The 12,238-nt window shown below is 37.0% G+C and carries 15 protein-coding genes; 1 reads left to right on the forward strand and 14 read right to left on the reverse strand.

The window, feature by feature from the left end; genetic code table 11:
• Positions 1–168: 168 nt before the first annotated feature.
• The 4 genes from FD31_RS10425 to miaA form a co-directional block, all read right to left on the reverse strand.
• Positions 169–1,152 (reverse strand): cation diffusion facilitator family transporter, encoded by a 984-nt coding sequence (locus tag FD31_RS10425; protein WP_057892721.1) that lies wholly within the window; start codon positions 1,150–1,152, stop codon positions 169–171.
• Between the two features lie 292 nt (positions 1,153–1,444).
• Positions 1,445–1,576: a hypothetical protein gene (locus FD31_RS14500; protein WP_263390693.1), complete on the reverse strand. Its 132-nt coding sequence runs from the start codon at positions 1,574–1,576 to the stop codon at positions 1,445–1,447.
• 424 nt (positions 1,577–2,000) lie between these two features.
• The gene (locus tag FD31_RS10430) at positions 2,001–3,251 is read right to left on the reverse strand and encodes a methionine gamma-lyase family protein (RefSeq protein WP_057892722.1); all 1,251 of its coding nucleotides are present in this window, start codon (positions 3,249–3,251) and stop codon (positions 2,001–2,003) included.
• A complete protein-coding gene (gene miaA / locus FD31_RS10435) occupies positions 3,244–4,167 on the reverse strand; it encodes a tRNA (adenosine(37)-N6)-dimethylallyltransferase MiaA (RefSeq protein WP_057892723.1) in 924 nt (307 codons plus the stop codon). The genes FD31_RS10430 and miaA overlap by 8 nt, the downstream gene beginning before the upstream one ends.
• An 85-nt stretch (positions 4,168–4,252) precedes the next feature.
• On the opposite strand from miaA, the gene FD31_RS10440 reads away from it, so the two are divergent.
• The gene (locus tag FD31_RS10440) at positions 4,253–4,447 is read left to right on the forward strand and encodes a DUF3042 family protein (protein WP_057892724.1); all 195 of its coding nucleotides are present in this window, start codon (positions 4,253–4,255) and stop codon (positions 4,445–4,447) included.
• A gap of 421 nt (positions 4,448–4,868) precedes the next feature.
• Here the strand turns inward: FD31_RS10440 and FD31_RS10445 are convergent, their stop codons facing one another.
• The 10 genes from FD31_RS10445 to mltG all read right to left on the reverse strand — a co-directional run bounded on the left by FD31_RS10445 (position 4,869) and on the right by mltG (position 12,164).
• Positions 4,869–5,276: a rhodanese-like domain-containing protein gene (locus tag FD31_RS10445; RefSeq protein ID WP_057892725.1), complete on the reverse strand. Its 408-nt coding sequence runs from the start codon at positions 5,274–5,276 to the stop codon at positions 4,869–4,871.
• A gap of 12 nt (positions 5,277–5,288) precedes the next feature.
• Entirely contained in the window at positions 5,289–6,251 is a 963-nt protein-coding gene (locus tag FD31_RS10450) for an ROK family glucokinase (protein WP_057892726.1), read from the reverse strand.
• Complete coding sequence (locus FD31_RS10455) at positions 6,248–6,484, reverse strand: YqgQ family protein (RefSeq protein WP_083483652.1); 237 nt, start codon at positions 6,482–6,484, stop codon at positions 6,248–6,250. Before FD31_RS10455 ends, FD31_RS10450 begins: the two co-directional genes overlap by 4 nt.
• Positions 6,477–7,157, reverse strand: coding sequence for a rhomboid family intramembrane serine protease (locus FD31_RS10460; protein WP_235805356.1), 681 nt, complete (start codon positions 7,155–7,157; stop codon positions 6,477–6,479). The genes FD31_RS10455 and FD31_RS10460 overlap by 8 nt, the downstream gene beginning before the upstream one ends.
• On the reverse strand, positions 7,138–7,707 hold the full coding sequence (locus tag FD31_RS10465; protein ID WP_057892728.1) for a 5-formyltetrahydrofolate cyclo-ligase: 570 nt from the start codon (positions 7,705–7,707) through the stop codon (positions 7,138–7,140). The genes FD31_RS10460 and FD31_RS10465 overlap by 20 nt, the downstream gene beginning before the upstream one ends.
• Positions 7,708–7,756: 49 nt before the next feature.
• Entirely contained in the window at positions 7,757–7,906 is a 150-nt protein-coding gene (gene rpmG, locus FD31_RS13975; protein ID WP_075887565.1) for a 50S ribosomal protein L33, read from the reverse strand.
• A gap of 87 nt (positions 7,907–7,993) precedes the next feature.
• Positions 7,994–10,090: a peptidoglycan D,D-transpeptidase FtsI family protein gene (locus FD31_RS10470; protein WP_371862664.1), complete on the reverse strand. Its 2,097-nt coding sequence runs from the start codon at positions 10,088–10,090 to the stop codon at positions 7,994–7,996.
• A gap of 37 nt (positions 10,091–10,127) precedes the next feature.
• Positions 10,128–10,424, reverse strand: a complete 297-nt coding sequence (locus tag FD31_RS10475) for a HesB/YadR/YfhF family protein (RefSeq protein WP_057892730.1) — start codon at positions 10,422–10,424, stop codon at positions 10,128–10,130.
• Positions 10,425–10,473: 49 nt separating this feature from the next.
• Positions 10,474–10,953, reverse strand: coding sequence for a transcription elongation factor GreA (greA, locus tag FD31_RS10480; RefSeq protein WP_057892731.1), 480 nt, complete (start codon positions 10,951–10,953; stop codon positions 10,474–10,476).
• Positions 10,954–11,054: 101 nt separating this feature from the next.
• Positions 11,055–12,164, reverse strand: a complete 1,110-nt coding sequence (mltG, locus tag FD31_RS10485) for an endolytic transglycosylase MltG (protein ID WP_057892760.1) — start codon at positions 12,162–12,164, stop codon at positions 11,055–11,057.
• Positions 12,165–12,238 lie beyond the last annotated feature (74 nt).

The following is a 12,238-nucleotide window of genomic DNA, read 5'->3' on the forward strand; positions in this document are numbered from 1 at the left end:
CGAATCTCACCTGTGACATAAATTAAACTCTCTGGAGTTTCACTTAATAATTAAAATAACTCATAAACGTCGTTCATTCAACGTTTATGAGTTATTTTTTTGCTTCCAATTAATCAAATTAAAAATTTTGCCCACATTATGCCCACAAAAATGGAAATATTATTTAACTTACTTTTTAGTAAATGGTACAGCCATCACGTCAGTATCAACAATTCCAAACTGACGTCTCATCTGGGCCTCAATCCGTTCTCCCAGACGATAACTGTCCTTAACTTCCATATATGGATCAACTGCAATAATAACGTCTAAAGTCACCATATTGCCATTATAACTAGCATTCAAATCAACTACATCTTTGACTTCTTCATATTTTTCAATTGCTGCTTTAAATTGCTCTTCAACTTTTGGATCAAAGTAATCCGCCAAATTTAAACTACTCTCACGAAAAATCTTAATCCCTGACGTCAAGATAAAAATACCAACAGCGATACTAGCAACGCCATCGAGCCAGACAATTTTAAAGAGTAAAGCCCCTGCAATGGCCACAAACGTACCTAAACTAGTCATCGCATCACTCAAACTATCTTGAGCTGCTGCTGTCAAAGCCGCATTTTGCAACTTCCGACCTCCAGCTTTGTTGAACCACCAAACAACCAACATAATAATCGTAGCAATCCCTGCCCCAGCCAAAGTTACTGGTTGTGGCACATCCATAGTTGTCCGCTTTATTAAACTCATCAAACCGGTATACATAACATTACAGGCAATAGCAATCATAATGATTCCAGTAATTAACGTAAAGACCGTTTCATAGTGAAAACGAGCTAATTGTAATTTTTGACCACTTTTAGTTGGATCATCAGGCAATGGCTCGCCCATGATATCGTCATCATCCGTATCACGAGCGATAAATATTCCAATCAACAATAAAACAGCCGAAATAATACCTGCCAAATTATTCAAAGCATCCGCACGTAAGGTTTGCGAATGACCAATAATCGCTAAGTAATATTCAATAACCGAAATTAACAAATACGCAGCAACGTTAAACCAAAGGTGGTGCTGGGCACTATGGAGTCGCTTAAGCTCTTCTTTTTGCATCTTTTTCCATATTTGTTGTTCTGCCTGCCTATGTGCTGTTTGTTCTTCCATAAATTCAAGTCCTTTTGATACGAAAAATATCTCTTCTTAAAATACAATGTCATAAATAATTACAACAAAGTACGCCATTCACCACTATTCTAACAATTAAAAAATCAGACCAAAACAAAAAGCCCTTTCTTTTTAGAAAGGACTTTCTTTAGTTATCGTTGAGGATAGAACTGCAACTCTCGTTGCTTATTCAATATATCATCTCATAAGCCAGAATTCTACTAATTCATACATACGTAAAGTATCTGTATTCTGAATTACATTTCTGTTAATAAATGATAACGAATTAAAACTAGGCGACCATCTTCAACAACTTATTCATAGCTTCTTCAATTGACTTACCGCATGCAGAAACCCTAGTGTTTTTCTTATCAAATACGGTAAACAACTGGTGCTTTGTGTCCAAAGTCACTTTATATCTCATATTGCTTACCTCCAATTATTTATGATTCCTAATCATACACGCATTTTTAAGAAAATCAATAGAAATAGACAAACTATTTTATTTTTTATTATAAAAATTGTTCGGCAACATACTCATGACGTTTCCCAAGCAATTCAGCTAAATTTATAAATAGGCTCTCATTTCAAAAAAATTAGGTCAATCTAAAACAGATTCAATTAAATCCCATAAATAGGCATTCTGTAATTTAATCGTAATATTGTAACAAAAGTTCTGGCATTAAAACACTTTCCAGAAAACATTCTTATTGTTCTGTTAAAACTGAATATTATTTTTAATATAGTCTCATTTGGCCCTATATTGTTCGGATTTCAGTCCATGTTAAGCACTTACAGCCTTAGAAATGTTTCATGAAAACAAAAAGCCTGACCGCTTGGTCAGACCCTTAAAAGAACAATTCTTTACATGCATTAGAAATGGCAATCTTAACGTGTTCGTAAGTTAGGCCACCTTGAATATAAATGATATATGGAGCACGCATTGGTCCGTCACAGGAGAATTCGATACTAGCACCTGAGACAAATGTTCCAGCAGCCATAACAACATTATCTTCATAACCTGACATTGGACTAGGAATTGGTGAAACATCTGAATCAATTGGTGAAAACTTTTGAACCATTTTGGCAAATTGAACCATTTTATCAGGATCTCCAAATTCAATCGTTTGAATCAAATCAGTCCGATCATCATTCCACTTAGGTGAAACATTTAATCCCAATTTTTCGAAGATCGCTGCTTCAAAAATAGCACCCTTGATAGCATTACCAGTTACTCGAGGAGCTAAGAAGAAGCCTTGGAACATTTCTGATTGACGATCGATCGTAGCACCCTCAGAAGCGCCAATACCAGGTGCTGTAAGACGATAACTAGCTAATTCAACTAAATCCTTCTTACCGACGATATATCCACCAACTTTAGCTAAGCCACCACCAGCATTTTTGATCAAAGAACCAGCCATTAAATCTGCTCCAACTTCAGTAGGTTCAATTTCTTCAGAAAATTCACCATAACAGTTATCAACAAAAATAATTGCATCAGAAACAGTCTTCACTTGTTTAATGATTTCAGCAATTTCCTTAACAGTTAAACTCTTACGTGTCGAATAACCGCGTGATCGTTGAATTGCAATAACCTTAGGTTGTTCTTCTTGAATCTTTTGTTTCATTAAATCAAAGTCAACTTGGTCACCATTCATTTTGACAGAATCAAAACCAACTTGATAATCAATTAAAGAACCCCGCTTATTACCGGCAATTCCGATAACTTCTTGCATTGTATCGTAAGGTTCACCTGTTACGTACAAGAGATTATCTCCTGGACGCAGAAGGCCAAAGAGTGCCGTAGCCAAAGTATGTGTTCCTGAAACAAATTGTGGACGTACTAAAGCTGCTTCAGTCTTAAAAACATCCGCATAGACAGCTTCAAGTTGGTCACGTCCACGGTCATCATCGCCATAACCAGTTGTTCCCAATAAACTTGATTCATCGATACTTTCTTTTCTAAAAGCAGCCAACACTTTATTTTGATTATCCAAAACTTGCTCGTCAATTTCAGCTAGTTTTGGTGCAATCATTTGGTCAGTCTCTTTGATAACTTCCTTTAATTTATCTGGAAATGCTGCGTTCCATTTAGTCATTTTGTCCCCCTAAAAATTTCATAATATTTTTTTCAATATCATTTTGATAATTTTTATCATCACTAATATTATACCAATCTACATCCATCTGATTACGGAAATAAGTAAATTGACGTTTAGCAAAATGACGCGAATTTTTCTTAATTTCATCAAGACAATCATCTAGGCTAGCCTGACCCTCAAAGTAAGGAAATAGTTCCTTGTAACCAATTCCATTCTTAGCTTGAGGAAAAGACTCCCGATGATCGTAAACGTACTTAGCTTCGTCTAATAATCCCATTTCAACCATCTTATCTACCCGTGCATTAATTCGTTGATATAACTTGGGACGATCATCAGTCAAACCAACTAAATAAAAATCAGCCCACTTTTGACCATTATTTTGCTCAGTAATTGATTTACCAGTCGAACGTTTAACTTCAATTGCCCTAATCAAACGACGCGAATTCTCAATATCAATTTGTTGATAGGCCAAAGGATCTTCTTGCTTCAAAATAGTTTGTAATTGATCAAGTCTACCAGCCTGTTCTAATTGAACCAATTCTTGACGATACAAATCGTCATCCTTCTTACCACCAAGATTAAGATTATTAACTAATGAACTTAAATAAAAGCCCGTCCCACCCACAACTAGCGACACTTTTTTAGCAGTTGATAAATCAGTAATAATTGTTTTAGCTTTAGCTTGAAAGTCTTTGACCGTATAACGTTGGTCAGCATCACAAATATCGACTAAGTGATGTGGAACTGCTGCTAATTCAGCAGGTGAATCTTTCGCCGTTCCAATATCCAATCGCCGATAAATTTGCATCGAATCCCCGGAAATTATTTCACCATTTAATTTTTGGGCTAATTTTAACCCTAGGGCACTCTTACCAACAGCAGTCGGCCCTACAATCGCAACAACTTTTATCAAAAAATTACCTCTCTTAGACAGTCTTTTATAGATATTTTAACCGAAATAAGCCATAATGAGAATTAAAGACAGGAGGAATATTATTATGGCAAAAAAACAAAAACATCTTCGTTTTGTTAAAGGCTTCCTTGTTGGTTCACTAACAACAGCTACAGCAGTTTATGGAGCATTACACGCTTTCAAGAAAAAGGTTATCGAACCCGAAAATGTTGAAAATGAACGTGTCGAAGCTAACCGCAGACGTGCTAACCGTAAGAGTCTCCAAGCACACCAAGGCTAATAACAATAGAATAATAAATTATAAAACAGATAGATTTTCTATCTGTTTTTTGTTTGCTTGAAATCTTGTCTCTATCTAATGTAATTGGAGATTCTGCCTCCAAGAACAAGAAATTTAGGTCGCTATGGGGACCGACCCGAGCCAAAGGACGGTCTCGTATCTCGATTTTGAACCTCGCAAAATGCGCGAGTTTCAAAACTCGTCCCGTGGTGTAATGGCTAAAGCCTAACGCCACCTTCACAGCGACCTAAATTCTTGTTCCTTCCGGCTAGTTTATTCGGCAAATTTTATAATCAAGTTAAAAAATTAATAGCAAGAATACCTTTATCTCAAAGAATAAAACTTTTCAGTTCTGGGGACGGAACCCTTCAATATCCCCAATAAAAAATGCTGTGTCAGATAATCTCTGCACAGCATTTTTTTAGATTTTAGTAGTTTTCTTTGTTTTGCCTTCCCAATCAACAAAACGGTCTTCTAACCACTTAACGTCAGTAAAGCCCCATTTGTTTTGCAACTTAAGAGCCGCACGGACACACATATTTTTGTTATCACTGTAAAGATAAACTGGAAGGTCTGGTCGTAATTCGCCCTCATTGTACTTGAGTTGTGAATATGGAAGACTTCTAGCACCCAAAATATGTTTGGCATCAAATGCGTTTTTCTCTCTTAAATCAACAATTTGAGCTTTTCTCATTGTTTCCTCAAATGACTTTTGATCCATTGAACCACCCATGCTTCTACCTTTTAACCAGTAGTATAGCCATGAGCCAACCCAATAAACTAAAAATCCGATTACAATAATATACAAAACCACATTCAAAACTTGCATTAACAAAAACTCCTAATCAACTTTAATCAATGAAGCGGCACCGATAACACCGGCACCATTACCTAGACTGGCTAGTTTTAGCTCAGTTGCATCCTTGATTGTAGCAAATTCGTTAGCACGCATAGCTGTGTCAACTTTTGCACGAAGGAATTCACCAGCAGCTGAAACACCACCACCGATAACGATGTACTTAGGGTTCAATGTGTTAGCAATGTTACCAAGAACAAATCCAAGTGAATCACAAACATAATCAGCAACGATCAATGCTAGATCATCGTTCTTCTTAGCTAAATCAAAAACATCTTTAGCTGAGATATCTTGACCATCATCAAGCATTTCTTTCAATTCTGAGTTGCCAGCATATTCTGAAGCACGATCTCTAGCAACACGTACGATACCAGTAGCTGAGGCGATTGTTTCCAAACAACCTTTCTTACCACAAGTACACATGAAACCGTTAGGATCAACTGTAACGTGACCGATTTCACCACCGGCACCATTAGCACCTTGAACTAGTTTACCGTTAGCGATGATACCACCACCAACACCAGTACCTAAGGTTACAAAGACAACATCATTAGCGTTGTTACCAGCACCTTGCCATCTTTCACCAAGAGCTGCAACGTTAGCGTCATTTTCGATTACGACAGGAAGGCCTGTACCCTTTTCAATGTCGCGAACTGGATAAACTTCGTTAGTCCAGTTAAGGTTGTAAGCACCTTTGATTGTTCCTTTTTCGTGGTTGATTGTACCAGGTGAACCTAGTCCAATACCATCAAATTGGTCAGGATTCATGTCATACATCTTGATATGGTGATTGATTGAATCAATGATATCAGGGATGATCAATTGTCCATCAGATAGAATATTTGTTTCAATACTCCATTTTTGTTGGATCTCACCTTTGTCAGTAAGAATAGCAAATTTAATTGTTGTACCACCAAGGTCAACACCGATTAACTTTTTGTCTGTCACTTTGATCTGTCCTTTTCTTCTTCTTTTTTCTCTTCTTTTCTGTGCTCACGTTTTAAGACTAATTGAACACGAATGAAAGTCTGTTTGTCGATTAATCCACCTTCGTACAAGCGTCTGATCTCGCTAGACATCAATTCGATATCCCAGATTCTTTTGCCCAAATGAACAAAAGTCCCAAAGCGTTTCAAAAGCTGTTGTACATCATAGAGGGTTCTAAAGCTCATATTATCCATAAACTATCATACCCTTTGCATACATATAGTAAGAAATAACGACAACTAGCACGATTGCCAGTATTCGAAAAACCATCTTAGGGCGACTGATCTTGGGTAATCCCAAGGCATAACCAAGGAGTAACCCACCAATTGCGCCACCAACATGACCCCAAATATCGATACCAGACATGGTCAGGTCCATTAACAAGTTAACTGCAATTAGACCTAAAAAACTTTTACCAAGTTCTCTCAAAAAACGATTTTCACGATAAATCACGCCTAATGCTAAAAATGCCGCAAACATCCCGAATAAGGACGTACTAGCACCAGCTGAAATAACATTTTCGGCACCGAAAGCAAAACTAGCTAGATTGCCCATAACACCGCTTAACATATAAATCACGAAAAATCGCCAATGACCGACCATTGGTTCTAAGATTTGACCAACATATAACAGTGTAAACCCATTCATAAAAATATGAAAGATGCCAATGTGTAAAAATATTGGTGTAATCAAACGCCACCATTGACCAGCTTGCACCAAAGAGTTGGTTTTAGCACCCATCAATAATAACGTTCGATAGTTTTGTGATCCACCAGCCAACGTTTCGACAAGGAAAATACCGATCGTAACAACCAATAGAAACCAAGTAACATATGATTTACTCTCTCTATTGATTATTTGCATCATTATCACCTGTTGATACTAAAATCTTATCTATTGGCTTATCGAGCACATATACTGGCCACGGAGTATCAGTATAGTATTGTCTCGACGAGGCTAAGGAAATTGTTTTTGTTGGATACTTGGCTAAGTAACGGTCAAAATAACCCGCACCAAAACCGAGCCGGTTGTTTGTCTTTGAATATGCCAAACCAGGCACAAGTAGAAGATCAGGTGGATCCATAATGTTATTATCAAAATTCTTAGGTTCTCTAACGCCAAAAGAACTCTCAGTTAGTTCAGTATCTTTCGTATATTTGACAAAAGTCATTGAATAATCCGCAAAAGTCTTGGGGATATAAACATCCTTCCCCATTTCCCAACATTGATTAATGATTGGAAAAGTAGGAATTTCATCATTCATACTCAAAGTAATACCGATACTTGGGGCGTTTTTAAAATCTAAATCATCAAATAATTGCATATATAAATCATTGATCTCTTTTTGAGCCTTATCGGATTTCATAAACTCACTGACTAAGTCAATTTGCTTTTTTCTGAAGCTTATCTTATCCAACTAATCACTCCCTTAGTAAAAAAAAACAACAGGGGTTTTAACCTGTTGTTTATTTTGTTTCACGGTGCAATGTAACAGTGCGTTCGCGAGGACAATATTTCTTAAGTTCAAGGCGATCAGGATTGTTACGTTTGCTCTTGTTTGTTAGATATGTACGTTCGTGACATGAAGTACATTCCATTGTTATGTTTACTCTCATATTGGGAACATCCTTTCATAATACTTAACTAAATTCAACTAATTAAATATATCATTTTTTCACATATTTTAAAAGGCTAAATTCAGATTATTTCTGACCCGTCATCTTATAATAGTCTGTATAAATTTGATGTGCAAGTAAGTTTGGATAACTACCATTCTCACTTGAAAGGTTAGGAAAGACAATTGCCATCGCCACATTAGGATCTTCATAAGGTCCAAAACTTACCAAACTAGTTGTAATTGTTTCTGGAGGATCAGAAGATGGATTATCAGGATCGTAGTAGAATGATTGAGCAGTACCAGTCTTAGCAGCTACAGCTGGTGAAAGATCAGCCAGTTTTGTAGCAGTCGTCCAGTAACCACTACCATGAACAGCAGCGTACATACCTTTTCTAACCACGTTTAAATCATCCTGAGTAAATCCAACTTTATTCAAGACAGATGGCTTTGTAACAGATGTCAACGCACCCTTAGTTCCGTCATCTTTGGTCTTTTGAATTGATTGAACGATATAAGGTTTCAAACGATAACCACCATTAGCAATTGTGGAAATGTATTGAGCCATTTCAATCAAGGTATAGGCATCGTAGTTACCATAAGCCAAATCCAGTGCAGAACCAGTCTTCAACTTACCTTCACTATTTGTCGTAGCACCTTCGATACCTGTTGTTTCACCAGAAATATCAATTCCGGTCTTAACTCCTAAACCAAATTGATTAAAGTAACCACGTAAGGTTGAGAAAATATCCGAATCCATGCTGATTGACTCGTTAGGAACATACTTAGCATGTCCTTCCTTCAAAGCCAAATTCATCATGTAAATATTAGATGAAAATTGTAGTGCTCGAACGGCATCCAAACTACCAAAAGTACCTGCTGGATAAACAGATTTCTTAACTGGAGTACCAGGTAAGTAAATCGGATCATCAGCTTGAGTATTGTTTTCAGGTGTAATAACACCATCCATCAAAGCACCCAAGACAGTGGCACCCTTAACAGCAGAACCCATAACGAATGTTCGGTTGATAACACCCAAAGCATCTTCAGATGTTTCACCCGTCTTAGGATCATTGTGAATCCCTGCCATGGCCAAAACAGCACCAGTCTTTGGATTCAAAACAACGGCATAAGCACCATCAGAATATTGTGTAATTCCGGCTGCTTTAGCTGCGCTGTATTGAGTATTTAAATCATCTTGAACTTTCTTTTGGAACTTCGAATCAATCGTTAAGTTAAGGTTACCACCCTTTTGACCTTTGTAGAGTACCGTACTCTTCTTGATCTGGTTGTTAGAACCTATCTGAACTTGACGTTGACTCTTGGTACCAGAAAGAATTGATTCATAATTCTTTTCTAGATAACTCGTACCGACACGGTCATTACGTGAATAACCAGAAGCTAGCATTGAGTTAATTTCATCATCCGGAATACCTTGTTGTTCTGTGGAAACACCACCGATGATACTGGCAATTGATTTACCTTGTGGGTAATCACGTGTCCAGTTACTACCGATACTGATTCCTGGTAATTCAGTCAAATGTTCACTAACTTGAGCAATTTCTCTAGCTGATAAATTTTTATCTTTCAAGAAAACTGTTGAAAGTGAATATGCGGCACTCATTTTCTTAAATAAAGAAGCTCGTTGGAGATCTTTATCATTCAAATGAATTCCTTGTTTTTGTACATATTTAACTTCATTGGCATAAATTTTATTGGCCGATAAAGCATCACCATTAGCATCAACACGATATGATTTTGGCATTTGTTTAGCAACTTGTGCTGACTTATTAGGTGCAGCCAAGATGTAATCAGCTTTATCACGGTCAGTTAAATCATCCACATCAACCGTCATAAATTTTGTTAATCTAGTAGCGATTGTATAAATATCACTCGACTTAACACTCCCACTCTTTGTATAAGTGATTGCGTTGGCAGTTGAGTTACCAACCAAAAGTCTACCCTTAGAATCATAAATCATCCCACGTGGTACACTGCCCGTCATTACTGTCTTATCTGTTCGATCAACCTCAGCTTCAAACTTACCACCATAAACAATCTGGAGATAAGCTAGCTGTGCGACTAACATTGCGAATAGAACAAAGACAATAAAAAAAAGCAGGTTTAGACGAAATGGAATAGTAGACTTCGCTTGACTACCTGTTCTTTTCTTTATTATATCCAGTATTCTTCTCATATTTATCCTTCAAAAAAACGAACAATTACTCATTCGATTTAAAAATATACTTTGGTCCCTCAAGTTCTGGGTCATATTCAACTAGCAGATCATATCTGGCGAAAAACCAAGTATCACTGTCAGTTATATAATAACTCACACCATTGATAACAGTACTGGACACCGGATCAATTGGCTTTTCTTTACGCATTGCGATTGAAAAACCTTCATGAACCATTGTTTTTCCATAGACCTTACCATAAAAATGTACACCATCACCGGGTACTAAGTCCAACTCTTCTTCAAACCATTTCACTGCTTCATCAGTTAGTTCAATCTTCATGACGCCCACCTCAATCTTTTAATTAAGATAAACATAGCAGAAAACATAGCTATTCGGCAACTGCAACGGCTTTCACAGTTACATCATAACTACCAACTGGTGTATCAATAGTAACTGTGTCACCAACATGTTTACCAATCAATGCCTTAGCAATTGGTGATTCGTTAGAAATCTTACCAGCATCAGGATCTGATTCTGAAGCACCAACGATTGTATATTCGTCAGGTTCCTCACCATCTTCTTCAACAGTAACTTTCTTACCGATTGAAATTTCATCATCAGCAACTTGATCAGCATCAATAACATTAGCGTATTGGATACGTTCTGTTACTTCAGAAATTTTTGATTCAATCACACTTTGTTCATCCTTAGCTGATGTATATTCAGAGTTTTCTGAAAGATCACCAAATCCACGAGCAATTTTAATACGGTTAATAACTTCGGGACGTTTTACTTTTTTCAATTCTTCCAATTGATCTTTTAAATCTTGTAAGCCAGCGGCTGTCATTGGATAACTTCTATCTGCCATTTTATAAATACCTCTTTCAAAAATTCATATTTATTCTAATTTCAAAATGTCATCTAATCAAGCACGATTAGATGACATTTATTTATATATACAATTATAGCCTATTGTCCAGTTTCTGCATATCTACTGTTGTGCTCTGCAAGAGTATGTGAGTAGGTAATCTTACCAGTCTTCAAGTTAGCGAAGAAGTAGAGGTAATTTTGATCTCTATCAGCAGGATTCAAGGTTGCTTCAATTGATCCCAAACTTGGCGTATTGAATGGTCCTGGTCCATAACCCGTATTCTTATACAAGTTATATGGCGATTTCACACTCGTATCCTTGTTTGTCAATTTCGTCTTATGTGTATTCAAAGCATACATAACTGAAATATCAGATTGTAAAGGCATATTGATTGCTAGACGGTTATAGAAGACACCAGCAATCTTAGCACGGTTCTTAGCATCTAGACCTTCACGCTCAACTAGTGAGGCAAGTGTCAAGACTTGTTGAACTGTATAACCCTTTTCTTTGATAGTTGAGTAGTATGGTTGTAATTTTTCATCTTCATTTTCAACCATCTGTTCAACTAGTCCCTTCATCGTCATGCCTTTATAGACACTGTACGTTGCAGGGAACAAGTAACCTTCGAGGTGATAACGAACATTCTTTTTAGCCATGGTTGAATCAAGTAATTCTGGATATTTCTTTTGAAGTTGTTTCATGTATGATTCATCTTTCATCAACTTCAAGAAATCAGACTTTTTGAAATTCAAGCTACCCTTGGTCCCACTCTGAATGGCATCCCCAACTTGATCGATGGTAATACCTTCACGAACAAGAACACGGTCGCCAGAATTTGTTGCTGGTGGTTGGGCACTTCCACCCTTTTGCAATTGCTTAACAACATCACCAACGCTCCATGACTGTTTAAACTTATAGTATCCAGCCTGAAAATCGTTGTAATTTTGAGCTTTAATGTAGAAATTAAAGACTGTTGCACTCTTGATAACTTTATCTTTTTCAAGTGTTTTAGCAATCTCTTTACTAGAAGAACCTATTGGGATTTTAACAACAATATCTTCTTTACTATTTGCATTATATGGTTGCAATGAACTATTTACGTAATTGAAGCCAATAATAGCAACGACGACCGCCAAGACAGCAATCACCCCGACAATCCAGTACGCAATATGGTTTGCGACTGTTCTTTCTTCGGCGCGAGTGCTCATCTTGTCATTCGACTCTTGCTTTAATGCTTCTTTTTTATCATCCTTTTGGCTCAAGACACAGCCTCCCGAGTTAA

Source organism: Companilactobacillus nantensis DSM 16982 (assembly GCF_001435815.1).
In the GTDB taxonomy this organism is placed as follows: Bacteria; Bacillota; Bacilli; order Lactobacillales; family Lactobacillaceae; genus Companilactobacillus; species Companilactobacillus nantensis.

Coding starts and splice junctions, on each gene's coding strand:
- FD31_RS10430 (WP_057892722.1), bottom strand. CDS start 3,251: ATGACTAAATGGAACGCAGCATTTCCAGATAAATTAAAGGAAGTTATC.
- FD31_RS10455 (WP_083483652.1), bottom strand. CDS start 6,484: ATGGATAATATGAGCTTTAGAACCCTCTATGATGTACAACAGCTTTTG.
- FD31_RS10425 (WP_057892721.1), bottom strand. CDS start 1,152: ATGGAAGAACAAACAGCACATAGGCAGGCAGAACAACAAATATGGAAA.
- rpmG (WP_075887565.1), bottom strand. CDS start 7,906: ATGAGAGTAAACATAACAATGGAATGTACTTCATGTCACGAACGTACA.
- mltG (WP_057892760.1), bottom strand. CDS start 12,164: ATGAGCACTCGCGCCGAAGAAAGAACAGTCGCAAACCATATTGCGTAC.
- greA (WP_057892731.1), bottom strand. CDS start 10,953: ATGGCAGATAGAAGTTATCCAATGACAGCCGCTGGCTTACAAGATTTA.
- FD31_RS10445 (WP_057892725.1), bottom strand. CDS start 5,276: ATGCAAGTTTTGAATGTGGTTTTGTATATTATTGTAATCGGATTTTTA.
- FD31_RS10440 (WP_057892724.1), top strand. CDS start 4,253: ATGGCAAAAAAACAAAAACATCTTCGTTTTGTTAAAGGCTTCCTTGTT.
- FD31_RS10475 (WP_057892730.1), bottom strand. CDS start 10,424: ATGAAGATTGAACTAACTGATGAAGCAGTGAAATGGTTTGAAGAAGAG.
- FD31_RS10460 (WP_235805356.1), bottom strand. CDS start 7,157: ATGATGCAAATAATCAATAGAGAGAGTAAATCATATGTTACTTGGTTT.
- FD31_RS14500 (WP_263390693.1), bottom strand. CDS start 1,576: ATGAGATATAAAGTGACTTTGGACACAAAGCACCAGTTGTTTACCGTA.